At 38.7% G+C, this 25,701-nt stretch carries 19 protein-coding genes; 14 read left to right on the top strand and 5 right to left on the bottom strand.

What is annotated here, in order from left to right; all coding sequences use genetic code 11:
- The first annotated feature begins 87 nt into the window (after positions 1 to 87).
- Positions 88 to 732: a hypothetical protein gene (locus FR7_RS00295; RefSeq protein WP_007935948.1), complete on the top strand. Its 645-nt coding sequence runs from the start codon at positions 88 to 90 to the stop codon at positions 730 to 732.
- Between the two features lie 187 nt (positions 733 to 919).
- Complete coding sequence (locus FR7_RS00290; RefSeq protein WP_007935946.1) at positions 920 to 2,116, top strand: multidrug efflux MFS transporter; 1,197 nt, start codon at positions 920 to 922, stop codon at positions 2,114 to 2,116.
- Between the two features lie 18 nt (positions 2,117 to 2,134).
- Here FR7_RS00290 and FR7_RS00285 read toward each other — a convergent pair whose 3' ends face one another.
- Positions 2,135 to 3,904, bottom strand: coding sequence for an ATP-binding protein (locus tag FR7_RS00285; RefSeq protein ID WP_007935944.1), 1,770 nt, complete (start codon positions 3,902 to 3,904; stop codon positions 2,135 to 2,137).
- Positions 3,905 to 4,235: 331 nt separating this feature from the next.
- Positions 4,236 to 8,045, bottom strand: a complete 3,810-nt coding sequence (locus FR7_RS00280; protein ID WP_007935942.1) for a carbamoyltransferase C-terminal domain-containing protein — start codon at positions 8,043 to 8,045, stop codon at positions 4,236 to 4,238.
- A gap of 1,032 nt (positions 8,046 to 9,077) precedes the next feature.
- Between FR7_RS00280 and FR7_RS00275 the strand changes: the two genes are divergently transcribed.
- The 4 genes from FR7_RS00275 (at position 9,078) to FR7_RS00260 (ending at position 12,971) form a co-directional block, all read left to right on the top strand.
- Positions 9,078 to 10,028 carry a DMT family transporter gene (locus FR7_RS00275; protein ID WP_007935940.1) on the top strand — a complete coding sequence of 317 codons (951 nt, stop codon included), beginning with the start codon at positions 9,078 to 9,080 and terminating at the stop codon, positions 10,026 to 10,028.
- Between the two features lie 27 nt (positions 10,029 to 10,055).
- Positions 10,056 to 10,979, top strand: coding sequence for a ketopantoate reductase family protein (locus tag FR7_RS00270; RefSeq protein ID WP_007935939.1), 924 nt, complete (start codon positions 10,056 to 10,058; stop codon positions 10,977 to 10,979).
- A 275-nt stretch (positions 10,980 to 11,254) separates the two neighbouring features.
- Entirely contained in the window at positions 11,255 to 11,683 is a 429-nt protein-coding gene (locus FR7_RS00265) for a MarR family winged helix-turn-helix transcriptional regulator (RefSeq protein ID WP_007935937.1), read from the top strand.
- Between the two features lie 61 nt (positions 11,684 to 11,744).
- Positions 11,745 to 12,971, top strand: coding sequence for an MFS transporter (locus FR7_RS00260; RefSeq protein ID WP_007935933.1), 1,227 nt, complete (start codon positions 11,745 to 11,747; stop codon positions 12,969 to 12,971).
- A gap of 42 nt (positions 12,972 to 13,013) precedes the next feature.
- Here FR7_RS00260 and FR7_RS00255 read toward each other — a convergent pair whose 3' ends face one another.
- Both FR7_RS00255 and FR7_RS00250 read right to left on the bottom strand, forming a co-directional pair.
- Positions 13,014 to 13,664, bottom strand: a complete 651-nt coding sequence (locus tag FR7_RS00255) for a hypothetical protein (RefSeq protein ID WP_007935932.1) — start codon at positions 13,662 to 13,664, stop codon at positions 13,014 to 13,016.
- A gap of 75 nt (positions 13,665 to 13,739) precedes the next feature.
- Entirely contained in the window at positions 13,740 to 14,114 is a 375-nt protein-coding gene (locus FR7_RS00250; protein ID WP_007935930.1) for a hypothetical protein, read from the bottom strand.
- 626 nt (positions 14,115 to 14,740) lie between these two features.
- Between FR7_RS00250 and FR7_RS00245 the strand changes: the two genes are divergently transcribed.
- The 6 genes from FR7_RS00245 to eutC all read left to right on the top strand — a co-directional run bounded on the left by FR7_RS00245 (position 14,741) and on the right by eutC (position 22,113).
- Entirely contained in the window at positions 14,741 to 16,183 is a 1,443-nt protein-coding gene (locus FR7_RS00245) for a sensor histidine kinase (RefSeq protein ID WP_007935927.1), read from the top strand.
- A complete protein-coding gene (locus tag FR7_RS00240; RefSeq protein WP_007935926.1) occupies positions 16,180 to 16,752 on the top strand; it encodes an ANTAR domain-containing response regulator in 573 nt (190 codons plus the stop codon). The genes FR7_RS00245 and FR7_RS00240 overlap by 4 nt, the downstream gene beginning before the upstream one ends.
- A 318-nt stretch (positions 16,753 to 17,070) precedes the next feature.
- Positions 17,071 to 18,459 carry an ethanolamine permease gene (gene eat / locus FR7_RS00235; protein ID WP_007935925.1) on the top strand — a complete coding sequence of 463 codons (1,389 nt, stop codon included), beginning with the start codon at positions 17,071 to 17,073 and terminating at the stop codon, positions 18,457 to 18,459.
- 85 nt (positions 18,460 to 18,544) lie between these two features.
- Positions 18,545 to 19,945 (top strand): ethanolamine ammonia-lyase reactivating factor EutA, encoded by a 1,401-nt coding sequence (locus tag FR7_RS00230; protein ID WP_237714875.1) that lies wholly within the window; start codon positions 18,545 to 18,547, stop codon positions 19,943 to 19,945.
- A 27-nt stretch (positions 19,946 to 19,972) separates the two neighbouring features.
- Positions 19,973 to 21,331 (top strand): ethanolamine ammonia-lyase subunit EutB, encoded by a 1,359-nt coding sequence (locus tag FR7_RS00225; protein WP_007935923.1) that lies wholly within the window; start codon positions 19,973 to 19,975, stop codon positions 21,329 to 21,331.
- Between the two features lie 14 nt (positions 21,332 to 21,345).
- Positions 21,346 to 22,113 carry an ethanolamine ammonia-lyase subunit EutC gene (eutC, locus tag FR7_RS00220; RefSeq protein WP_007935922.1) on the top strand — a complete coding sequence of 256 codons (768 nt, stop codon included), beginning with the start codon at positions 21,346 to 21,348 and terminating at the stop codon, positions 22,111 to 22,113.
- A 151-nt stretch (positions 22,114 to 22,264) separates the two neighbouring features.
- Here eutC and FR7_RS00215 read toward each other — a convergent pair whose 3' ends face one another.
- On the bottom strand, positions 22,265 to 22,642 hold the full coding sequence (locus FR7_RS00215; RefSeq protein WP_007935921.1) for a pyridoxamine 5'-phosphate oxidase family protein: 378 nt from the start codon (positions 22,640 to 22,642) through the stop codon (positions 22,265 to 22,267).
- 247 nt (positions 22,643 to 22,889) lie between these two features.
- Here FR7_RS00215 and pdxR point away from each other — a divergent pair, with 247 nt between their 5' ends.
- A complete protein-coding gene (gene pdxR, locus FR7_RS00210; RefSeq protein WP_007935920.1) occupies positions 22,890 to 24,311 on the top strand; it encodes a MocR-like pyridoxine biosynthesis transcription factor PdxR in 1,422 nt (473 codons plus the stop codon).
- 204 nt (positions 24,312 to 24,515) lie between these two features.
- Positions 24,516 to 25,556, top strand: a complete 1,041-nt coding sequence (locus tag FR7_RS00205; protein WP_007935918.1) for an ABC transporter substrate-binding protein — start codon at positions 24,516 to 24,518, stop codon at positions 25,554 to 25,556.
- Positions 25,557 to 25,701: the final 145 nt, after the last annotated feature.

Genomic DNA, 25,701 nt, shown 5'->3' with positions numbered 1-25,701 from the left:
GAAAGCTGTCTGTTCATGGCAGTAGTATGAAAGCCCAACTACCTAAGAATGTATATCTCATTTTTTTGTCAGAGGAGAGGGTGCCTAGTGTCAATCCCAAATAAACAACTACTTACTTGGCGATTGTTCCCATCAACTGGGGTATCTGTGCTATTGGCAGCGTTGCTGATTCCCATTGGTCTTTTTCTTCCAGGGTGGTGGGGCTGGGAAAATGGTCCGATAGAAAACACGCAAGTGGTTATCCTGATTGTCGGGGCAATTGTATCCTGGTTGGCGGCACGCCGCAATTGGGATGATATACAAATGCGGAACCTGTGGCTGTGGTCGATACTTGTCTGGCTGCTCATGGTGGGGCGCGAACTAAGTTGGGGACGGGTATTTTTTGATCCAGTCAGCACTGGACCAGAGGGACCTATGTTTCCTTCCGTTCGTGCAGTGTGGTATGGTCAATACGTCTATCCAGCTCTCACTCTTATTATCATTACCACGCTGACCGGTCTATGGCGTAATTTTAACTGGGGTAATATGAAAGAAAAACTGTGTATATCGGCTGTTGATGGAATTTTATTAATCCTGGCTGCCATAGCTTCACAGCTTATTTTTGAAAGAAACTTAATCCTGATATTACAGCCTTATTCACAGGTGCTGGAAGAATGGTCTGAACTTATGGTTTATTGGTGTATGGTTAGCATGGTGCTCGTTATTGGTTTTAAAAAAGAAAATCTCAGGTAAAATATCGTTAGATTTAGGAACCGTCTATAAGGTTGTAATTAAGTTATCCACAAACATTCACACCTTATTAACAGGGTTATCCACAATGGTGATCTTTTTGTGAAGGAAACCTGGGAATTTAATTGAATAGAGAAGAGTACACTAAAAGTAGTCTTTAAAATAGAATGCAGAATAACGCAGGTGCTTTATGGCGATTTGGAAGAAAAATTTATATGTCTGTTGGTTTGCAGTGTTTATTGTTTCTTCGGGTATGAGTCAGATGGCTCCGTCGCTGCCCCTTTATATTGAACATCTCGGTGTCCATGGTGCAGCGGCGATTGCCAAATGGTCGGGAATCGTTTTCGGGAGTAACTTTATAAGCTTGGCAATTTTTGCTCCTATTTGGGGTAAGTTTGCAGACAAGTATGGACGAAAATCTATGATCCTAAGAGCAAGTCTCTGGTTATCTATAATCGTGACTTGTATGGGGTTTGTGGACAATGTGTATCAGCTAACGGGTTTGCGGATTTTTCAAGGAGCCCTTTCCGGTTTTCAATCGGCAGTCATTACATTAGTTGCGACGCAAACACCAAATGAACAAGTGGGATGGGCAATGGGCATCCTTTTTAGCGGGCAAGTCGGAGGTACCTTACTTGGTCCTTTATTTGGCGGGTATTTAGCAGAAATAATAGGATTTCGAGCAACCTTTATCGCAATTGGCTGTATGTGTTTTATTGCTTTTATTGCATCTTTCTTATTTATTAAGGAAAATAAGATTGTTATAAACAAGCAATGCAACCTTAACTTTCATGAGGTTTGGGAGCTTCTTCCCAATCATAAGATAACGGTGTGTTTGTTCATTACTACCTTGATTATGCAGCTTTCACTCATGTCCATACAGCCGATTATTACTGTCTACATTGCTCAATTATCTTCAGGTACGAATCATATTGCTCTCATTTCAGGTGCGGTTTTTGCTGCTTCCGGTCTGGCAAGTATAATCTCGGCTCCCCGGCTTGGAAAAATATCAGATCGGATTGGGCCCCAAAAGGTGTTATTAGCAGCATTGATTGTAGCGGGGGTATTGTTCATTCCTCAGGCCTTTGTAGAGCATCCTTGGGAGCTGGGAGTACTTCGCTTTTTGCTGGGGCTGGCTACGGCAGGCTTATTACCTTCCGTTAACAGTCTTATTGCGCAAAGTACACCACAGTTCATCACAGGTCGAGCTTTGGGCTATAATCAATCCGCGCAATTCTTGGGTGTATTTCTAGGCTCGGTACTAGGTGGACAAATGGCAGGCACGTTTGGTATTCGTTATGTATTTTTCGTTACGGCGGCGTTGTTGCTAGTGAACGGATTTTGGGTTTATTATACGATATATAAAGAAAAGTTTACTGTTTGTTAATCTAATAAAAAAGTTGCTTTATCTTGCGTCTAAAGTATTGAAAGTAATTATGAATCGGGTTCCCTTACCTTCTTCCGATTGTACCTCTATAGTCCCATTATGGCGTCGTACGATTCCTGCACAAACAGCAAGTCCCAACCCAGTACCGCTTTCCTTTGTAGTGAAAAATGGATCAAATATTTTTTCCTGATTCTCTTTACAGATTCCACAACCGCAATCTGCAACAGATAAGGATACCATATCACCCTCAAGGATACTCTCAATAATTAGCGTTCCGTGATGATCCATAGCTTCGATGCCGTTCCTTACAAGATTTAAAAACAATTGCTTAATTTCTTTTTCATTTAGTAAGAAATGAGGTAGCCCTTCGGTTAGATTTACTTTCAGCTCAATACCTCGCTCCATTGCGTTTGTTGCTATAAGTGGAATAATTCCTTTTATGATAGCATTTAAGTCTTGTTTTTTATTCTCTACGAGCTTATTTCTGGCCAAAGATAAGAAATCAGTAATAATCTGTTCGATTCGTTCTAGTTCACATAAAATAAGACAAAACTGTTCGACCATACTGGCTGAAACATTTTTACTAAGAAATTGCAGATAGCCTTTTATCACTGTCATAGGGTTTCTGATTTCATGGGCTACTCCAGCTGCCATTTCTCCTACCAAATTTAAGCGGTCAAGTTTTGTCATGTCTTCCTTGAGTTTTTCATATTCAGTAATATCATGGATGATTGTCATGGCACCAATAATCATATTCTCGTAATTACGAAGTGGAATTGCATTCAGTAAATAACAATTTCCATATGCGTTCTTCAGATAATAATCTAAAGTTTCTATTCCCTTTAATGCTTGATTACAAGGTGAATTTTCCCAATCTAATCCTAGTGCTTCTAACAGATATCGTCCTGGCTTACCTAGAAACTCTTCTTTTTGGAAATTTGATATACGTTCACGATGAGCTTTATTTAATGCGATAACATTACCTTTATTATCATATAAAACAATTCCCAAAGGGCATAACTCAATTAACTGGTTTAGTTTTTTGTTTTCGGTTAAATATTGGTTTAAGAGCTGTTGTTGTTTTTCCTGGCTCTTTCCCTCAAAATTCGCTTGCTTACTTATTTGATACTTTCTTTCTGATGAAGATAAGTTTTCTTGGCTGGTTTCTACTTCAATCAACGCTTTGGCAATCTCGGATTCGTCATTTTTAATCTCAGAATAGCCAAATCTATATTGTTTACCAATAAGCTCAGCTTGGCTAGAGGAAAAATCTTTTATACATTTTTTATTTACAGTAAGTATTCTTCCTTCTTTATCAACTATGAAAATAGCTATTGGGCATAATTTAACTAACTCGCTGATTTCTGTAATTTGATTAGAAATGGGTATCTCTGATAATTGGCTTTCTGTAATATCCGTAATATCGCATATAACTGCTTCAATGTCTCCGCTAGGTGTAAAAATTGGATTTATAAAATATTCAAAGGAATGCTGTTGTCCCTCTATATTAGAAATACTTATATAAGTATCAAATACAATTTTCCCCGTATTAAATACCTCTTTTATTTTCTCATCCAATCGCTCAAAATCTTTAGATGGTAAGTCACTATTAAGATCCCTCCAATTTTTACCTATCATATCAATTGGTTTTAAACCTAGATATTTTGCTCCCATTTCACTTACATAAAGACACTTTAGGTCTTTATTTACAATAGTGATAATTTTAAATTGGGAATGAAGTTTAAATTGTTCAGTCATGATTAATTTTTTTATAAGTTGTTGTAACATAAGAAACCTCCAAATATTATACTAATGCAAAATTATATAAAGTACAAAAAATCTTGCCCAACAATGCGAGCCATTGTTAGAAGCAGTTAATTGAAACAAATATAAATTAAGCGCTTCATTTGATAAGCAAGGTTATAATTTTAAAATGCCTCCCAAATAAAGCAGGTAGCTTTCTAAGCGGTGTCTATATGTTACAAAGTTTAGTGATCATGCTGTTTTTGAAATATACTTGAAAAAACTCATTCTAACATTATTGGAGAAACTTACCCATTATACACCGATTGCTAGAAGGTCATTCGCTTTCTATCAATCCTGTGGATATTACGATATTCTATTGTCTTATATAGGATGTAAGACATGTTGGTGTTGTTTTTGTTTGAAACTCCTTAATGTGGATGTCTTTGCGGGTTTCTGAATTCACAGAATGACTTAAGGTAGCAGCAACTTCCTTGCATTCATAGCAATCAGAATAGTTAGGGTACTGCTTTTTAAGTTTAATTTTAACTATGCCTTTATAGATTAGGTCAACAACATAATTTTTATCAGCAAGTTCTTCTAATGTTGGTTCTTCTTCAGCAATTCTTTCCAGAATATTATATAAATTTTTATCAATTAAATATTCACTATAAAATTGATTTGTTGAATATAAATAGAATGTTTTATCATTAGCAGTACTAAACGAATAGTCCGCTTTTACATGCAGGTCATCGGACAGGTATAGAGATAAGTTCTCCCACTCTACCGAGTGCAGCATATTAATTTGTTCAAAATATTCGGTTACCTTCTTATTAATCCCTTGAGTAGGATTATAAATAGATTTTGAATAAAAGCTATTGCCGCCTTTTTTAATTAAAATGTATCCAAAGTTTACTGACGATATATTTGAGTAATTAAAATTCTGTATCCACATATCCAATTCATTGTTGTATTGCTCAATTGTCTGCTTAAAAGGGTAATGGCAATGAGGTATAGAAAATAAAATATCATTTCTATCAGCAGTAGTTAGTACTAACTTATCTGCCTTTGTTTTTCCCCACCATTGGTTCAATTTCTCCTCATAATGGTGAACATTCACTAAATCAGAAACAATAAAAAGCCTTCCTTCATTGCTCAGGTGTAAATCAGCATTTTTGATAATTACTTTTAATAACTTTTCGCCATTTTTGCCTCCATCTCTAAAATCTAAGTTATTGTCGGGGCTTGGAACAAAAGGTGGATTGGCTAAAATAGTATCAAACTTTTCATTAGCGATAGGTGCGTAAAGATTACCCTCAACAAACTTTATATTTGATATTCCATTTAGTTGTGCATTAAATCTGGCAAAACGTATAGCACGCGGATTGATGTCTATCCCAACAACTTTCTTTGAATAGCAGCTGGCTGTAATTGCCTGGATGCCGGAACCTGTACATAAATCAAGTGTATTTTTTGATGGATACTTCGGTACCGTATGTACCAAACCTAAACTATCCATCCCAATATACATCACTGGATTCTCTTGAATCATGTCTTCTTCATAAATCATGTATCGATGGTCGGTAGCAATAAAAAAATCATTAACACAATAGATATCAACTCTTGAGGCAAACCAATTTCCCCTTGGAATAATGATCCCCAAGTTGCAAAGATTCTGGAAACAATACTCTCCAAGTATCTCTATAATTCTTTCTTTGCTTAAAGAATCGCGCAACAAAAATAATCTGAGCAAGTCTTCTAGCTTTCCGTGGCCAAGTTTATGCTTGTTATAGTAATGGATATAAGTTGGTTCGATACTTTGAAGGGTCTCAATATCAAGCAATTTACAAATATTACTTTCCAAATAGCCATGCAGTGTAAGGTTATCATTAAATTGTTTAAGCGTATTGTATAAACGAAAGGATTCATCGGTAAACTGTCCCAGAGTAATATTTGCAGGCTTACTATTGATACTGTCGTTTTCTCTTCTAAGTATCTTATAAGGCAATTTGTATCTCTTGAGCTGTTTGGAAGCCCACTCTAATTTCCCCCAAAATGCCTTTTCAGGTAAATTTAACTCTAATCTCAATTCTTCAAGCTCAGTTTCTGTGCCTTTATAGCAAAGTATTATTAGGCGTATTTCTTCATATGTATAATATGTTGAAGGAATTAGATCAGTTAAATCCCTTATTTCTGACATTCCCAGTGGATCCAATAAGAGTAGCAGATCTTTACCTAATTGTGCTGAAAAGTGATTGCCAAGTGGATTCTTAGCAAAGAGAACAGATGTTTCTTTATATATTGCTCCTTGGGAAGAAATCTTTTTTAATTCATTTGCTGACCAAAATGAGTTCTTTGTATTGCCATAAAAAATTGCTTCATCTAGCTTCCTCATTAAGTCAGTAACATCGATTCTTTTTTCTGCCAAACCATGAGGATACTCAGGTTCCTGCAATTGGGCCAAGTGCTCTTCATAACTTAATACAGGTGAGTGTCTTTTCCTTATCCAATAATCTTCAAGACTAAGAAAATCAATATCGGTTGAAAGAAAAGTGCTGATTGCTTCTTCTGGAGTTTCAATAATTGGTTGACCAGCTATATTGAAGCTTGTATTTAAAATAACAGGACAGCCTTCTCTTTCTTTAACCATGTTGTAACACAAATCATAAAAAAAAGTGTTGTGTTCCGATGTAACTGTTTGAACCCTTCCTGTACCATCATGGTGAGTAACAGAAGGAATTTGATCGTGGTATTCTTTTTTGATATTAGAAACTAAAAGCATGAATGGGCATGCTGTAGCTTGTTCAAATATTGTAGATATTTCTTCCAACGGTATGACTGGTGCAAATGGCCTAAAGGCTTCTCTGAATTTCACTCTATAATTCATGATGTCTTTTATTTTTCTAAAAGTTGGATCAGCAATGATGGATCGATGCCCTAAAGCTCTGGGGCCAAATTCTGATCCGCCTTCAAACCTTGCAATGATATTTCCTTTGGACATCTGCGATGCGCAAGTTGCAACCATTTCTTGATAAGAAAGTTTTTCTATAATGATTTCATTTGCGAACTTATGAAGAGCTGATTCGAGTTCATTTTCAGTATACTCTCTACCAAGATCTGCTTTCTCCAATTTGGGGCGAAGGTTACCCTTTTCAATGCTATGATATGCCCAAAGTGCATTCCCTGCAGCGATACCTGCGTCTCCAGCTGCAGGGAAAATAAAGATGTCTTCTAAATTAAGTTTCGTTAAAAGTTTATAATTGACAACTGAATTTAAAGCCACTCCTCCTGCGCAGCAAAGCTTTTTGCAGTTTGTTTGCTCAATTGCAAGTTCAACGATATGTAACAATGCCTTTTCCAATTCTGATTGAATTTTATATGCCAAATCTACAATATATGGTCTAAGGTAAGCTTTTCCTTTACCATCATCATGTAATTTTTTTAGTGCTTCCACCTCCAGAAATAAGTCATAGGCAGAAATATCAATACTGTAACTTTCCGATTTAGTATGCAGCCACTCATGCCATTGATCGCAATAGGTTCCATAGGGAGCTAATCCCATAAGTTTTCCCGCTTCTGGTATTGCCAAGTTTTTTCCGATAGTAGTTGAAAAACCAGCTAATTTTGTAATAAATTCATAGATAGAACCAAGAGTGGAAAGTGATGCCAAATATGCTTTTACCTTTTCACTATGCAATAATTTTATCTCGGTTCCTTTTGCAATATACAAGCTATATGATTCTGTAAACCCCTCTTTATCAGTGCTGCCTGAAGCGTCGACAACAAGAATAATTGCTTCTTCAAAGCCGGATGGCCAGTATGCTGTGTAAGCATGAGATAAATGATGACTTGGAATCATAAAGATTTTATCAGATAATTCTTTTGGAAAGATTCTTTGCAAGATATCTTTTGAATAATCTATTCCCGGCATATTTGCTGTAATACTGGAAAGATCATTTATTTTAATATCGTATTTTCGCAGACAATATTGAATTGCTTCATGGGGAATCTGAATGTTTCTACAATCTCCTAATGATTGGTGTAAAAAACCTATACTGTTTTTTGTCCTGTCTAATCGTTCTTGCTGTATTGCTACTTCGATTTTTCCTTTTCTTACGATTGCTGCTGAACGGTCATGTCCTAGGTTAATTCCTAAATGATACATTGGCTCATTTGAAGTCCCCATAAATCATTCCTCCCAGTAAATTGTAGCAGTTTGTCGACAATTGCCAAAAAAATTCTGCCTGATTTTAAGATAGGCTTTTCAGAGCGATGGACACATAAGATCACAGGCAGGATAAGAAAGAGTATTATTGTCATAAGTTATAGGGCAATCTAGTTTCCGATGATTTTCCAAAAAGATAAAATTATTATAAAGTGGATATTGAGTATAAAAATGTAATTAAAGGGTTTTATTGTAAAAATTCGTCGGAGTTTTTGTTTTTCCTTCAAAAAAACTGATAAAAGTAAATTTGTTTTGCATAATGATTTATCCAATGATCCAAATCTTGCTTTATTTAATTGGTAAGGTCACTAAGTATTTGTTGTTAAATTTTTTGAAGTTACCATAATAACATTATGTTTAGTCATCCTATCTTTAATTTAAATAGCCTACTCTAATTCGTCACAATTTTGTCACATATTTATTTTAAAATGTAAAACGGCAGATCGGTATAGAAGCGGCTGAGAAATTCACTACCGCTAGCATCCATGTCTATATCGCTCTGTTTTGTCGTTTATAAAATTAACAAGATGCTAACAACATTATTGATGATTGTGTAGTATAATAAATCCAATAGCAGATGCTATTTAGTAATCTCCAAATAAGGAGGTGTTGAACTTGTTGGTTCATACCCAATGCGGATGCAGCGTTATTCTTAGTCCTCAAGGCAGGGGGAAATGCCCTAATTGCGGCAAAAAAGTCAAAGTGCAAATATCCAATAAGTAAAAGAACCGTCTATCTTCCGGGTAGGTGGTTTTTTTATTTTTATAATCGCGATGGTGTTATGTTTTAATAGTGTGGGAGTTTTTTATCGTATCGGAAATGCAGTATGAAAATAGTTGATAATAGCAACCTCTTTTATTGACAAGGGCAATTCGTTTTAATATGCTAGTACATAAGTCTATCAGTGACTTTAAGAGTGATTATGATCATTTATCTCATCTATATAGCTTCTTTTGGAGAAGTAATTTCACGCTTTGGAGGAATAACAAATCAATGCAATTATTCTTAGAAAAAATTAAAAACAATATGAAATTTCTTATGGCTGATAAAGTTCTTGCCAATCTGGCGATGCTTGTCACAGTCACCCTGTGGGGGATGTCATTTATCAGTATCAAAACCGCAGTCAGCGAAGTACCTCCGATTACATTGGCCTTGTTACGTTTCTTGATTGCCAGCACAATTTTATTCTCAATCACAAAGAAGAAAGAACCAGCTGCCAAGCTACAACGCTGTGATTGGGGGAAAATGACTATTGCAGGGTTCTTCGGCATAACTCTATATTTCTATCTTGAGAATACGGGAATTAGTCTCACCACAGCGTCAAGCGCTGCCCTGATTACGGCGATCCTTCCAATTCTTACGATTGCATTGGATGTGCTTGTATTTAAGACTAAATTGCCGCTGATCCAATCCATGGGAATTATCGGTGCGATGGCTGGAGCGTATTTGGCAATTACAGCCAATGGTCAACTAGACTTTTCTTCTCAGACTTTTATTGGAAATCTCTGTATTGTTGGGGCTATGATTTCCTGGTCCTTGTATACACTGCTTAATAAATCACTAAATGGTAAGTACTCTGGTTTATTTTTGACTACCTATCAAACTTTATTTGGGACCCTGTTTTTAATTCCTCTTTCCTTGCTTGAATATCATCAATGGCATTTATTTTCATGGAATGCCCTGGGAAATATTTTATACCTTGGGATTTGCTGCTCTGCTCTCGGCTATTTTTTATATATCTATGCATTAAGTAAACTTGATGTTACGATCACAACACTTTATTTAAGCCTGATATCTATTATTGGTGTACTTAGCGGTCATTTTTTCTTAGCAGAAACTATTTTTCCTGCCCAGATTATAGGTGGGGTCATGATTTTGATTAGTATTATCATAATCAATTGCACGGCTTCACCGATTAAAAATGTTGCTTGTGGGAATTCCTAGTATGATTTTTAAAAGGAGATGTTGGAAGTGAAATTAGCAGTGATTGGCATAGGAGGAATCGGCGGATATATCGGCGGGCTGTTGGCAAAAGCAGGAGAAGATGTATCTTATATTGCACGGGGTGCAACACTGGAAAGGATACGTACGAAAGGATTGCAGGTGCATAGTGATATACATGGTTCTTTTGTTGTACAGCCTCGAATGGTAACGCAAGATGGATCTGAGATTGGCATTGTTGACGCAGTATTTGTTTGTGTAAAAGGCTATTCCATTGAAACGGCTTATCAGTCCGTTATGCCTGTGGTTGGAGATAATACGTTGGTTATACCGTTACTTAATGGTGTGGGCAGCAGTAGTAAACTTAAGGCTTTACTCGGCAAGGGTATTGTTTTAGATGGTTGTATTTACGTGACGTCAGAAGCGGTTGCTCCGGGAATCATTGAGCAAAAGGACAAATATAATAAGATCATTGTTGGAAGTGGAAACTTAGACCCAAGAGCTGAAACAAATCTTCACCAATTGGTAAAAATTTTGCAGCAAAGTGGTATAGAATGTGCAGTGAGTCGTAATGCTGAGGCTGCTATTTGGGCAAAGTATAATTTTAATTGCGCTTTTTCTGTCGTGACGGCACTTTATGGAATCAATGCTGGGGAGTTGCGTGCTGACTCTGAGAAAGTTCAAATGGTACGAGCTTTAGCCGAGGAAACAGCCAAGGTTGCTAAAGCGCTTGGAATCTCTCAACCGGAAGACATCGTTGAACGCAGTATGAAAATTATGTGGGCAATGAAAGATGAAGGCACTAGCTCTCTTAAGCGAGATATTCAAGCAGGCGTTGCCAGTGAAATTGAAATGTTTGGTGGAGAAATATGTCGCCTTGCAGCGGTATGCGGCGTAAAGGTTCCTGTGAGCTGCAAAGCATATGAAGCACTCAAAAGCAAAATACAGGGATAAAGAAGCAGGAAGTGAGGACTAAGTATCCCTCCTTTCCTGCTTCTTTTCTTATAATATTTCAATTATTTCTGCAGCCCTTTAGCGTACTTTCCAGATGTAACTCCTAGATATTGTTAGAACCGATTTGTAAAATGACTTTGGTCACTAAAACCAGTGGCAAGGATAAATAAAACGCTAGTCTTTCATCCTGGATTCATTGACAAATGAATTGGAGAACTATATAATTGAAAAATAGTTAACTAGTTAACTATTTTGTGTTAAGGAGGGTGAAACAGATGGAAAACTCTGAAATACTATTACATCAACTCTTTCAAACGGTTCGTATTATTACCAAGGGTCTAAATAAAAAATTAGAGCCTCACGGGATCTATGGCTCTGAATGGTCGATTATTACAACGCTAAAGGAAAAGGGATCAATGACCCAGGGAGCGTTAGCAAGCTACTTAAATATTGAACCGCCTGCAGTATCTAAAAGTTTAGTCCGATTAGAGCAAAAAGGACTAATCATGAGGATACCAGGCGCTGATAAAAGGGAAAAGAAGGTTACGTTAAGTCAGGAAGCAGTGGATCAATGCTTTATTTGGAAAGAAATCGTAGGGCATCATAGAAATGCCATTTTAAATAATCTATCAGAGGAAAAGCAGAAAGAATTAACAATGCTGCTAAAGACTATTTTTCAAAATGCACAACAATATGAAAAATAAAAATACACTGTGAATCCAAAGGTTTCACCAAGGAAAAACACAATTGTTATGGAGGCGTACTATGGAAATAAAAAAAGTCGAAAGTCATAGTACTACAACACTATGGTCTAGAAGCTTTCTGCTGCTCCTATTTGGAAACTTCTTTATTTATCAAGGCATTTTAATGCTAATTCCAACCTTTCCGTTATATATTAAACAAATCGGCGGAAATGATTTGGAAGCTAGTCTGCCTTTTGCCGTGATATCGATATCTGCTCTAATTGTTCGTTCTATTAGCGGTACAGCAGCAGATACATTTGGACGAAAACCACTGCTGATCATTGGCATGTGCATCCTTATTGCCTTTAACTGCTCTTATTTTGTAGCTTCAGGAATTGGCATCATACTGGTGTTACGATTTTGTCAAGGAATCGGTTGGGGGATGACATCAACAGTGCTGGCAACGATTATGTCGGATATTGTATCTCCTAAGCAGCGGGGAGAAGGCACAGGATATTTTGCTTTATCGATTATTTTAGGGACATCTTTTGCAACGGTGCTTGGAATAGAGGCGATGAAGCGTTATAATTTTGAAGTTATTTTACTGATCTCTACCATTTTAGTTGGTGGTGGAATGTTATTAACGCTAGGTATATCAATGGAGTCTGCAAAAAAACATCTTAAACCTAAACGTGTTAAAAAAGGAATCCTGTGGAGTGATTTATTTGAGAAAAGTGCATTGCTGCCTGCTTCTTTATGTTTCTTGCATTCAATAACCTTTGGTGGAATTATGAGCTTCATTATGCTGTTTGGTCAGGAAACCGGTATTGAGAATGTCGGAATCTATTTTGTTGGACATGTTTTAATGATTTTAATCAGCCGCCCATTTGCCGGGAAATTATTTGACCGAAAGGGACATGCCTTCGTAATTGTGCCAGGAATAGCGCTTATGATTGCTGGCCTCTTGATGTTGTCTTATTCAACTACGACTTATATGTTGATTGCATCCTCGCTATTCTATGGGTTAGGATATGGGGCGGCTCATCCTTCGCTGCAAGCCTGGGCGATTGCGCGGTCACCTGGGGAACGTAAAGGGGCTGCCAACGGCACATTTTTATCTTCTTTGGATTTGGGATATTCAGTTGGCGCCGTAGTATTAGGTCTGATTGCCACCCATACGAATTATGCTGTTATGTATCGAATCTCTATTATATTCTTAGTAGCGTTTGCGGTAATATATGGATATCATCTCATTAGAAATAAACAGGGGAATTTGAAAAAAAATGAAAATAGTGAAAAGCTTGCATGATAAACGTGACACCATAGTTGTGCCTTATATGTTTGGTGGAATTTAATCTTCGTCTTTATCATCTCTAAGAGGCTTGCTGGCAGCAGACTGCACATTAGATGATAGATTTATATTCAACCTTTTGAACGGGCTCGCTTCGCCTTCCTGCCAAATCTGATAGCAATACAAAAGGGTGGCATGTCCAATAGACATAAGAAACATTTGGAGGGTAGTTATATTATACAATTCTAAAATACCCCGCCTGACAAACCAGTTATCTAATGGGATGATGAGAATGAGATCAATGCATGCGTTAGTGGCAAGAAACAGCCAAAAGCGTTTATAACTAAATTTAAAGATCCAAAGGATACCAACAAGGAATGAGCCATAAATAAATATCGGCATATTTACAAATGGAAAGACAGTTTCCTTAGTTGACCACCAATGTAAAGTAATTCCTGCCTCTATTACAATGGTTGATAGTAGTGCGCCTAATAATGCAACAGGCATATAGCGTTTAAGGTCTTCTTTCTTTAGGAAAATGACAGATAGCCAAGAAATTACGAAACTTGCCCACAGTAATGTCTGATTACTCATCGGAGTCCCCCTAAGATCGTTTATTTCTAAGTCTTGCTCTGTTTCGCGATAAATATACGTCAATATGGAGCTGATGTATCTTACGATCGCTAACAAGTCTAATGCAAAACGTTTCATAGATCTTGATCCAATCAAACCAGCCGTCGATCTTATTAAAGATCGACGGCTGGTCTTATGTAGATTACTATATTATTATCTAACTAAGAAGGGAATATTGTTGGCAATCCGCCTCATGTTTTCTTCATGGCGTTCATTTTCTTTTTTCTGACGTTCTTTCCAGTCTCGTCTGCCTTCATCTGGATGTCGCTTCATTTCAATTTCATGTCTTTCATTCTCTATACGTTCCCGACCTTGTCGAGCTTGTTCCAGATCATACCGTTGTTGCTCTCTATCACCATTTCTATCCAGGCAAGGACGGTTTTGACCCCGATTTGAGTCATTGGATTGTTGTGAAACAGATGCTGAATTATTCTGCAGGGATGAAGCCTCTATTACTGATACCCCAAAACCTACTTGCAGCATACCTACCATTGACAATACGGCTATATTTTTTACTATGTTTTTCATTAAGAAACACTCCTTCATTTTTTATTCTCATTTATAACAGGAAAATCATAATTGGATAATGATCCAGTGATCCAACCTTTTCCAATCCTCCCTTTTTTGTTGGCCAATGGGCTAGAACCTACATGTATACTATATAATGCAATAAGCGTGCCAACCCCATAAGCCGAATGGTATCTGCAGTTGGCTTCTTTTATCTTTACTGCAATGAACGTATTTGATTAACAAAAGAGTACAATGTTGTACGCAATCACACAACCAGGAGACATTATACCATCAGCATATTAGAGGAGTTAATGATATAAGAGAGAGGTCCCAGTGCCTCAGGGCGTTCTTTTCATTTGAAGAGAATGAACGCTGAGAATGCTGGAATATTCTCAGAATGCAGCCATTAAGGTCATTATAGAGCCTTACGTAATTTAGATCGTATAAAAAATAAACAAAGTCTGTGACTTTGCAGGAATTTTATAATCGGATGGTAAATAAGTGAGAGGATAGTAAAAAAAGAAAATCAAAGTGAGCAACGCAATAAGGCAATGGAGCCTATTATAATCATTGGTAAGAACTGATGATTATAATAGGCTTTTTTATATTATTTGGCTATTGCAATTTCAGCCGGAGGTCTTTTTATGGCAGAAACAGAGCATTCCATCCGGGATTTGTGCTTAGCACATACGGATCTAATGATACCCGATATTATAATTCTAGAGAATATGGTAAATCAGCTGCCTGTGATTGCTACGTTAACGGGTACAGATATTTTTATTGATGCTTTGACAGTGAATCAAGAAGATGCAATTGTTTTGGCATGGGCAAGCTCGCCGAATTCGCCATCTTTGTATCGTAACAGCGTAGTAGGTGAATTGGCCTATGCTGCGTGTGAGCCAGCTGTATATCAGGCTTTTTCAACGGGGCAAAGTTTTTATAACATCCGTGGTGTGAGCCAAGAGGGGGTACCGATTGCTCAAACTGTAGTTCCTCTAACGAATGATAATGGTCAAGTGATTGGTGTTTTAATCATGGAAAAGGATATTTCCAAGGAAATTCGCCAGGAACAGCAGGTTCAATTATTGAGCCAAACGGCAGAGCACTTAAGCCATACGTTAATGTCTTTGAGAGTTACGGGATATGGCTGGGAAGAGTGGCTTGGTAATGGTGTTTTCATCTTGAATGATAAGGGAAAGATCGTATATGCCAATAAGCAGGCGATGTGCATTTCGAAGAGCTTATATGAAGGGGATACAATGGATGGCAATCTAATGCTATTGTTGTCCTTTGCGTCTCTTCCAGCAATGGTGGAGGGGTTAAAGAATCCCAGGAATTACGAGTTTGATAATGCAAGCTATCTTTTTCAAGCCCATCCGCTGTTAACAGGGGGAGAGCTTAACGGCTGTGTACTATCTTTTCAGGATGTGACAGAGTTACGCCAAAAAGAACGTCAGCTGGGTATGCAAAATATTATTATCCAGGAGATTAATCATCGGGTTAAAAACACACTGCAAAATGTAATTTCCTTATTGCGCCTGCAAATGCGCCGCTCAAAATGGAAAGCTGTGCGGCGGGAGTTTACCGCGACTATTAATCGGATATTATCCATTGCCAAAGTATATGAGATTTTTACCTATCAATATCGTGATCTTGTCAATTTGCATGACTTGGCAGAGTATATCCTAGAGCAGGTTGTTCAAAGTTATATTTTACCAGAGCAAAAGGTAAAAACAATGGTGCAGGGGCAGGCTGTGCTGATTCATGCCAGCCAGGCGGTGCCAGTAGCATTAGTGCTGAATGAACTAGTTGCAAATAGTCTGGTGCATGGTATTAAAGCGGATTCTCATGGTGAAATCAGTATAATCGTAAAAGAGTCTGGAGCCAATATCAGTGTTGAGGTGAGAGACAGCGGCTGCGGGCTATGGGATTATGCTGCAATAAGCAAGGGTGGTACGCTTGGTTTATACATCGTGAAGCTGCTTATTTGTGAACAATTGGGAGGCACCTTTCAATTCGAGAATTGTGGTCAATCCGTAGTTGCTAACATTTCATTCCCAGTGCATAAAAAGGAGGAAACAGGATGAAACCCTTATCAATTCTATTGGTAGAGGATGAAGTATTAATACGGGCTGATATGAGAGAAATGCTGGAGAAGGCAGGTCACATAGTGTGTGCCGAGTGCGGTAATGGGGAGCAGGCAGTACGGTTAGTCAAAGAGAATGTACCGGATTTAGTAATTATGGATATTATGATGCCAGGAATAAGCGGTTTGGAAGTCGCACAATGCATGCATAGTCTCAATATACCAGTCGTCATGGTAACGGCTCATAGTCAGCCCCAGATGCTGCAACGGGCAGAAAGCGTACATGTATATGGTTATGTGGTTAAACCGGTCTCAGAGAAGAATCTTATTGCTGCGGTGCAGATCGCATATGCTCGTTGGAAAGACATGTATAGTACGCATCAAGAATTGGATAAAACAAAAGAACACTTAAAAAATCAAAAATTAATCAGCCAAGCGCGGTCCATCATTCAAGATCGTCTGGGTATATCTGCTGGAGAGGCTCATAAACGCTTATTGCAAGAATCCATGCAGCGCCAGACAACTCCTGCTCAAATCGCCCAACGGATTATTGAAAAAATAAAAAAATAAAAACTTTTTGTTTTTGCAGGACTATTTCTGATTAGGGCGAATAGTATAAAACCAAAGATCAAAGAATTTTTTCAAAAAGGAATATTGTAGCAATAGCGCTTAATAAAAATGTTAAACTCATTTAACATTTTTATTAAGCGCTTATTTTTTGTTACAGTGAGGAGGGGATAGCCTTCGTGGATTAACGGTTCTCACTAATCGTAGTAGTCTTATTAACTTAATATCAGGCAATGCCGCCTAATATGATTCTTCTTAGAAAAAAGAAGGTTGTATTAGGCTTTTATTTTGACCTGACACATTACGGAGGAGGAAATAGGTATGGAAAGCAGTAGGGTAGAAACGGTCAATCCGGTTATTCAGCATAAGAAAGATGGTGATCGCGCAAATCTTTCTCGCGTGTTAAAGCCAATTCATTTATGGGCATTGGCAGTTGGGCTTGTTATATCAGGTAATTATTTTGGTTGGAGTTATGGTTTTGCTGTAGGCGGGGTCATGGGTCTTGCTTTGGCGTTAATACCGGTGACAATTTTTTATGTGACATTTATCTTATCCTATTCGGAGCTGGCGACAGCGATTCCTCATGCTGGCGGACCTTCTGCTTATGCCCGGCGTGCTTTAGGAAAGTTTTGGGGATATATGAATGGCGTGAGCTGCTTGATTGAATTTGTGTTTGCTCCACCTGCCATTGCTTTGGCAGTAGGCGGCTATATTCACAACATGTTTCCAGGCATTGAGATTATGACGGCAACTGTAGTCGCCTTCTTATTATTCATTTTTATCAATTATTGGGGAATGAAGGTATCTGCTACTTTTGAACTGATTGTAACGATTGTCGCTTTGATTGGTCTGGTGATCTATTGGGGTTTGGCATTGCCTCATTTTGAATTGTCCCGGGTTATGGCGGAACCTCTTTTGCCCAATGGTTTTAGCGGTGTCATGGCGGCTGTACCTTTTGCTATTTGGTTCTACTTAGCCATTGAAGGCGGTGCTATGAGTGCAGAAGAAATGGTCAATCCGCAAAAAGACATTTCCATTGGCTTTCTAAGTGGTATGGCAACTTTGATGATCATGGCATTTCTCACGTTATTCCTTACGGCGGGGATTACGGATGTAAAGTTAATTGATTCTGTTGATTTTCCGTTGCCTTTAGCGTTAAGTTCTGTTTATGGAGAGGGATCCTTCAGTGCCATGCTGATGAACTTCATTGGATTATTTGGTCTGATTGCTTCTCTGCATGGCATCATTGTGGGCTATTCCCGTCAGACCTATGCCATGGCTCGCACTGGGTACCTGCCAAAATTTTTAGCATATGTTGATCCTAAACATCATACACCGGTATGGGCGCTTATCGTTCCTGGCATTATAGGCTTGGGAGCCGCATTGACAGGGCTTACAAATGTGGTTATTACCATTGCTGTGTTTGGTTCCGTTGCGATGTATTTAATCAGTTTAGTAAGTTTATTTGTTTTAAGGGTGAAAGAGCCAGATCTTAAAAGACCTTTTAAGGTTTCCTATCCAGTAGTGCCCCTGATTAGTTTTCTGATTGCGATTTTTTGTCTCGTTAGTTTGTTCTATGCTTCTAGTGAAGTAGTACCATGGGTGTTAGCTGTTTATGGGGTAGCCATTGTATATTATTATATTTGGGGAAATAAGAATATTCGTCCCTTTGAGGAAGAGTTTGGTGTTCTTGATGAGTTAGATAAATAGGTGAGGCTGGGGCATGGGTTTCATGACATGTCCCAGAATTTCAATTAGAGACGTATCCCTAATAGAAGGTGTGGGTAGATTTGGAATGGAAAGAGAATTTTTAAGTGTAGGCATTGATATTGGCACAACAACGACACAGGTTATCTTCAGCCGAATTAAGGTAGAAAATACAGCGACTTCTTTTCTGATTCCTGAAATGAAAATTACCGATAAGAAGATCCTTTATAAAAGTGAGATTCATTTCACCCCATTATTGGCAAGAGACAAGATTCATCTACCGGAATTAAAAGCAATCATTGAATCTGAATATGATAAGGCCGGTATTCAAAAAGATGAAATCGTGACAGGAGCCATTATTATTACGGGTGAAACTGCTCGCAAAAACAATGCCGAAGAAGTACTCCGTGTTTTATCTGACTTTGCTGGCGATTTTGTTGTTGCAACGGCAGGACCGGATTTAGAGTCCATTTTGGCGGGTTATGGGGCCGGAGCTGCGGAAGCATCAAATCATTTTACCGCAAGAGTCGTTAATTTTGATATTGGCGGAGGTACCACCAACGGTGCAATCTTTTGGGAAGGGGAAGTGATTGACTCTTTTGCCCTGGATATCGGTGGAAGGCTGATACAGATTGATCAGCAAGGTGTGATTTGCTATATTTCCGAAAAGATAACCCAGCTTATTAACTATTTGCAGCTGGAATTGGTTGTTGGGGCAAAGGCTAAGCTGAAAGACATAAAAGCTCTTACAGATGCTTTTGCCAAGATATTTGTACAAATAAGCAGCAGCGAAAGCTTAGAAGAAGAGGCTGCGAAGCTGTTTATTGGTCACAGACATAAGGGGATGAAAGCAGAAAAAATCATGTTTTCCGGTGGCGTTGCTGAATTTATCTACAGCGATTATGAAATCGGCAGTATGAAAGACGTTACGCTATTTGGAGATATTGGTCCATTATTAGGATGCTCCATTCGAAAAGCCTTTGAAAACGATCAATATCATCTTGTAGAAGCTAGAGAGAAGATACGGGCTACTGTCATAGGGGCAGGCAGTCATTCTATAAAAATCAGCGGCAGTACGATTTTGTTTGATGAGGACCTGCTTCCTCTTAAAAATATTCCTATTATTAAGCTTGCAGAGAATGAGGATATCAATCATATGTTCAACGGAATTGGTGAGAAAATCAAACGATATGGCGATATTCCCGTAGCCCTTGCGTTCAAAGGCCCGAAGTCACCATCCTATGGGCAAATAAAAGAGATGGCAAAAGCCATTGCCGCCAATGCGGTGGGTTCCCATCCTGTGATTGTAATTGTTGAAAATGATTTTGCCAAAGCATTGGGGCAAACGGTAATGAATATGCTGAATACAGGTACGAGGGTAATTTGTATTGATCAAATTAAGGTTGATAATGGTGATTATATTGATATCGGCAAATCCATTGCCAATGTAGTGCCCACGGTTGTAAAAACGTTAATTTTTAAGCAGTGAAGAAATGAAAAAGAACAGGTGAAGAAAATGATACTAAAGACAAGGCTATTTGGGAAAAGTTATGAGTTTAAAGATATAAAGGAAGTACTTGCTAAAGCCAATGAGGAAAAATCAGGTGATATTCTGGCAGGCATTGCAGCCCGGGATACAGCAGAGAGAGTAGCAGCAAAGGTTGTTTTATCGGAAATGACCCTTGAGGATCTGCGAAATAATCCCGTAGTTCCTTATGAAGATGACGAAGTTACAAGAGCCATTCAAGATGGCGTTGATCCAAACGCTTTCAGCATGATCAAATCAATGACGGTGGGAGCCTTTAGAGAATTTTTATTAAAATCAAGTGAGGATGAGATCAAAAATATCCATGATGGCTTAACTTCGGAGATGATTGCTGGCGTTACGAAGTTAATGAGTAATATGGACTTAGTATATACTGCTAAGAAAATACATAACCTTGCTACTTGCAATACGACAATTGGTGAAGGGGGTACGTTGTCTTCACGGTTGCAGCCCAATCATCCTACGGACGGTTTAGCCGGCATTATGGCTTCTACTATGGAAGGGATTAGTTACGGTATTGGTGATGCGGTTATTGGTTTAAATCCTGTAGTGGATACGATAAGCAGCATATCGGCTGTTTTACATAGTTTTAAAGATTTTATGGTGAAATGGGATATTCCTACCCAAAATTGTGTATTAGCCCATGTTACGAGCCAAATGGCTGCTTTGCAGAAAGGTGTTCCGATGGATCTGATGTTTCAAAGCCTGGCGGGCTCCCAAAAATCCAATGAAGCCTTTGGTATAACGGTAAAACTCATGGATGAAGCCTATGAAGTCATGAGGGAAAAGAAGAGTTCCCGAGGTCCAAATTTTATGTATTTTGAAACCGGGCAAGGCTCAGAGCTGTCTTCAGAAGGACATCATGGCGCCGATCAGTTGACGATGGAAGCAAGATGTTATGGTCTGGCGAAACGGTATCATCCTTTTTTAGTGAATACAGTAGTTGGTTTTATCGGTCCGGAATATTTGTATGACGGCCGGCAAATGATTCGGGCAGGCTTGGAAGATCATTTTATGGGGAAATTAACGGGTTTGCCTATGGGAGTGGATGTGTGCTATACCAACCACATGAAAGCCGACCAGAACGATGTAGAAAATTTAGCTTTGCTGCTTGCAGCATGTGATTGCACCTATTTCATGGGTATTCCTGGAGGCGATGATGTGATGTTAATGTACCAAACGACCAGCTATCACGATATTGCCAGCCTGCGAGACATTACGGGTAAAAAACCGATTAAGGAATTTAATCAAAGGATGGAAGAGCTTGGCATATTAGAAAATGGGAAATTAACTAGAAAGGCTGGAGATCCTTCCATCTTTACAGCTTAGGAGTGGAGCGCATTATGAGTGAAATGATAAAAGATATATCCCTGGTCGATTACTATGAACGGGTGACCATCGATAATCCTCGGGATACGGAAAGTTGTATCAGGCTAAAAAAGACAACCAATGCAAGAATTTGTTTAGGCAGAGCAGGGGATCGGTGTAAAACCGAGACCTTACTGAAATTTAGAGCGGATCATGGGGTAGCAATGGATGCAGTTTGGTCGGAAGTCGATGAAACGATTGTTGATCAGCTGGGATTTTTCAAAGTACAGACTCTGGTAGAAGATAAAGAGCAGTATATCAAAAGACCCGATTTAGGAAGAATATTCTCACAGGAAACTCTCGATGGAATTAAGGATAATTGTATTGAGAGTCCTGATGTGCAAATCATAGCAACTGATGGATTAAGTGCCTGTGCTATTAATGCCAATTTAGCAGATATTTATCCGATTCTAATGGATGGGCTAACCGCCAAAGGGTATACAATCGGTACGCCTATCTTTGTAAAATACGGCAGGGTTGCGACCATGGATCAAATTAGTGAAGCAATACAGGCGAAAGTGACGATTTTGCTGGTAGGTGAAAGACCAGGTTTGGCAACGGATGAAAGCATGAGTTCCTATATGGCTTATGAATCCAGCACCTTAAAGCCGGAATCACAAAGAACCGTGATTTCCAACATTCACCGCAAAGGTGTCCCGCCGGTAGAAGCTGGTGCACAGCTTGTAAATCTAGTAGAATTATTAATTCGCGAGAAAAAAAGCGGTGTGGAGTTAAAAATGTGAGTAGAAAGGCAGTATTCAACAGCTAGCGTATAGTATTAGGCCTTAGTCAATTGCTGACTAAGGCCTAATCTATAGCAGGATGATTTTTTAGTGAACGCAGTATTACTTGATGATGGCAAGCACCTTTTTATGATGTCGGTGGCTTGAGATTTTAAAGCATTTGTTTTGCAGAAGTTACTGTGATTTCTAATACTGCACGAATCCATGAAAATTTTTCTTTCATGAACTCGAAATCCTCACCGGATTTTATAAAACGGGTGGTTCCTTTCACAATGAAACCAGTTCCTTTTCCTCTGTAACCTTCGATTTCCCTGCTGGCGATAGAAAGAGTCACATCGTTATGGGTGCTAAGGTTTCTCTCTGTTTTAACAAAGCCGGAAGCGGGAACCAATAGTTTGTCAGCCGGTGTAACCGTTATATAGCTATTCCAGGTATTCACTACATGAGGACCATCGTTGCCATTGGTAACAATTGAGATTGCTCCATCTGCGGGGTGGGAAAGTACGTCCAATAATTTTTCGTTAAGCATAAAATACATCCTTTCTGTTTAAAGTAAGAAGTTTGTCAGCGGATAAGGTTATCCGCATTATTGTGCCCTGGATTCAATATTCATAGTATAAGATAAAACTACCCCCAATTATAGGGGCAATTCTCAAATAAAATATGGGGTCAGTTTTTTCTGAGGAAGGATCTCCAGCGCCTTGACACTCTAGATCACCCTGGATATAATGGCGATAGTTAAGAGCCTTGAAAATAAAGGATTAGGGTGAGAAGCCGTGTTTATATTGGACAGTCAGGATCGTCAGCCGTTGCACAAAAAAATCTACAGCTACATAAAAAAGCAAATCTTATCAGGGGAATTGCTCCCGGCTGCAAAGCTTCTATCAGTTAAGAATTTGTCTATTGAATTATCTGTAAGCCGCAATACGGTAGAGTATGCCTATCAGCAGTTATGTGCTGAAGGGTATATACACAGCAAACCGAGAAGTGGATACTATGTTTCCTTTATAGAACCAGACGTTTTTCCAGCCTCTCAGGGCAATATCGGCGCATCAGTGAGAAAAGTCTCTAAAGATAAAAAAACATATTCCTTTGATTTTCACCCTGCGTGTCTTTCGCCAGAAAGTTTCCCTGTCAATCTATGGCGCAAATTGTATATGGAGTGTTTAAAGGAAGAGTCGAGGCAGCTTGCTTTTTATAGCAATCAGCAGGGGGATTTTGCATTGCGCTATGAGATACAGCGATATCTGTCTCGTTCACGGGGGATTTCTTGTGATCCCGAGCAAATCATCATTTGCTCGGGGCTTCAAGACAGTTTTTCGATTCTGGCACCCATATTGAGAAAAAATCATTCTATTTTTGCCATGGAAGACCCCGGACACTTTATTCCAAGAGCTGTTTTTCGGAATCATTCCTTTTCTCTTACCCCGATACCAGTCAATTCCGAAGGCCTTGATATAGGGTATCTGCAAAAGACCGACAGTACCATTGTGTATGTCACACCTTCCCATCAGTTTCCTTTAGGGCATGTTATGCCTGTGGCAAACAGACTGCGATTAATTGATTGGGCAGAAACTGTCGGAGGGGTCATTATTGAAGACGACTATGACAGTGAACTGCGATACCTGGGCAAACCCATTCCTGCCCTGCAGGGATTGCATCCCCAAGGAAATATCGTTTATGTAGGTACGTTTTCTAAGGTATTATCGCCTGCTCTTCGGGTCAGTTATATGGTATTGCCTTATCGATTACTTGATGTTTATCGTGAATTGTTTAGAGATTATGCTGCGAATGTTTCTTTATTAGATCAGAGAACACTCCATAGGTTTATGGAACAAGGGTATTGGGAACGACACTTGCGCAAAATGCGAAATGTATATAAAAAGAAGCATGATGCAATCATTCAATCGATCCAGCAGCATTTTGCCTCTCAAGCTCATATCATTGGACAGGGGGCGGGACTTCATATTATTTTAGAGCTGATCGGCAATTCCCTCAGTGAAGAGGAACTGATTCATCGCGCTCAGGAAAGAGAGGTGAGACTGTTCCCTCTCTCCAGTACGTATCTGCATCATAGTGCTGCCAACTTTCAAGTCATGCTTGGATTTGGTAGTATGAGCAGCAATGAAATTGATCAGGGTGTTAAGCTATTACATCAGGTTTGGTGCCTGCAAGATGGTGTATCGAAAATAAAATAGAAAATTACTGCGAATGGGCTCAGGAGTCAATCATACATCGGAGGTCTTTTCGCTTCTAAGATTAATATTTTGAATAATTGAAATATTGAAATAAAAAATGATAAAAGTTCATTAATTCAGATAGTTATAGATATTTCTGGGATTGTTCAGCAGAAATGGTTTATATATAATTTGGGTAGAGAACACTTGAATGGAGGAAAATTAATGAAAAAGCTTATGTCTTTGATGCTCATTTTACTTTTTCCCTCTTTACTCCTTGTCGGTTGTGGTGGTGGAAATACGAAAGCGACGACAGAAAAATCTGGGACAGAAAAAACAGACAAACTGGTTATTTATTGTCCCCATCCGTTGACGTTTATCAATCCATTAGTAAGTGAATTTGAAAAACAAAGTGGTATAAAAGTAGAGGTTGTCGCGGCTGGCAGTGGTGAATTGCTAAAGCGGGTGGAATCCGAAAAAGCAAATCCGCTGGGGGATATTTTCTGGGGCGGATCACTTGGTACGATGAAGCCGAAGGCCAATTTATTTGAAAATTACACTTCAGCTAATGAAGATAAGATTCAGCAGGCATTTAAGAATACAGAAGGTTCTTTGACTCGATTTACCGATATTCCAAGTGTAATTATGGTCAATACAAATTTAATTGGCGATATCAAAATGGAAGGGTATGAAGACTTATTAAATCCAAAATTAAAAGGCAAAATTGCCTTTTCGGATCCATCAAAATCGTCTTCTTCTTATGAACATTTAATTAACATGCTCTACGCCATGGGAAAAGGTGATCCGGAAAAAGGCTGGGATTATGTAAAAGCACTCTGTGCGAATCTAGATGGTAAGCTGCTTAGTGGTTCTTCAGCTGTTTACAAAGGAGTGGCTGATGGTGAATACGCTGTAGGCTGCACTTTCGAAGAAGGCGGTGCAAAATACGTTGCTGACGGCGCTCCCGTAAAATTGGTTTATATGAAAGAAGGGGTTATTTCTAAGCCAGATGGTGTTTACGTCATAAAAAATGCGAAAAATATGATAAATGCAAAGAAATTTATTGATTTTATCACCAGTAAAGATGCCCAGACTATTATTGTACAACAATTACACAGACGTTCTGTCCGTGATGACGTCGAACCGCCAAAAGGTTTGATTGAAAAGTCAAAAATCAACATTATCAATGATGATGAAAAAGTGGTTGTAGCCAATCAAAGGCAATGGCTAGATAAATTTAAAGACATATTTACCAGCGTTAATTAGGGTCTTCACCAGAAAGTACGCTTGACGTTCTGTCATTGCGAGCGGAGCGCGGCAATCTCCAAGAGCAAGCTGGGCGGCAGTAGAGATTGCCACGTCGGCTGTCGCCTCCTCGCACTTGACAATATTGTCAAGTGGATATTTTGGT

Source organism: Pelosinus fermentans DSM 17108, assembly GCF_000271485.2.
In the GTDB taxonomy this organism is placed as follows: domain Bacteria; phylum Bacillota; class Negativicutes; order DSM-13327; family DSM-13327; genus Pelosinus; species Pelosinus fermentans.
Note: the sequence above shows the minus strand (reverse complement) of the source record. Positions and strands in the feature narration are given on the sequence as shown.

Excerpts from the sequence above, each read along its gene's own strand:
- FR7_RS00230 (WP_237714875.1), top strand. The coding sequence starts at position 18,545 with ATGGAAAGAGAATTTTTAAGTGTAGGCATTGATATTGGCACAACAACG.
- FR7_RS00250 (WP_007935930.1), bottom strand. The coding sequence starts at position 14,114 with ATGAAAAACATAGTAAAAAATATAGCCGTATTGTCAATGGTAGGTATG.
- FR7_RS00240 (WP_007935926.1), top strand. The coding sequence starts at position 16,180 with ATGAAACCCTTATCAATTCTATTGGTAGAGGATGAAGTATTAATACGG.
- FR7_RS00290 (WP_007935946.1), top strand. The coding sequence starts at position 920 with ATGGCGATTTGGAAGAAAAATTTATATGTCTGTTGGTTTGCAGTGTTT.
- FR7_RS00285 (WP_007935944.1), bottom strand. The coding sequence starts at position 3,904 with ATGTTACAACAACTTATAAAAAAATTAATCATGACTGAACAATTTAAA.
- FR7_RS00280 (WP_007935942.1), bottom strand. The coding sequence starts at position 8,045 with ATGGGGACTTCAAATGAGCCAATGTATCATTTAGGAATTAACCTAGGA.
- FR7_RS00255 (WP_007935932.1), bottom strand. The coding sequence starts at position 13,664 with ATGAAACGTTTTGCATTAGACTTGTTAGCGATCGTAAGATACATCAGC.
- FR7_RS00260 (WP_007935933.1), top strand. The coding sequence starts at position 11,745 with ATGGAAATAAAAAAAGTCGAAAGTCATAGTACTACAACACTATGGTCT.
- FR7_RS00265 (WP_007935937.1), top strand. The coding sequence starts at position 11,255 with ATGGAAAACTCTGAAATACTATTACATCAACTCTTTCAAACGGTTCGT.
- FR7_RS00245 (WP_007935927.1), top strand. The coding sequence starts at position 14,741 with ATGGCAGAAACAGAGCATTCCATCCGGGATTTGTGCTTAGCACATACG.
- FR7_RS00205 (WP_007935918.1), top strand. The coding sequence starts at position 24,516 with ATGAAAAAGCTTATGTCTTTGATGCTCATTTTACTTTTTCCCTCTTTA.
- eutC (WP_007935922.1), top strand. The coding sequence starts at position 21,346 with ATGAGTGAAATGATAAAAGATATATCCCTGGTCGATTACTATGAACGG.
- eat (WP_007935925.1), top strand. The coding sequence starts at position 17,071 with ATGGAAAGCAGTAGGGTAGAAACGGTCAATCCGGTTATTCAGCATAAG.
- FR7_RS00275 (WP_007935940.1), top strand. The coding sequence starts at position 9,078 with ATGCAATTATTCTTAGAAAAAATTAAAAACAATATGAAATTTCTTATG.
- FR7_RS00215 (WP_007935921.1), bottom strand. The coding sequence starts at position 22,642 with ATGCTTAACGAAAAATTATTGGACGTACTTTCCCACCCCGCAGATGGA.
- FR7_RS00225 (WP_007935923.1), top strand. The coding sequence starts at position 19,973 with ATGATACTAAAGACAAGGCTATTTGGGAAAAGTTATGAGTTTAAAGAT.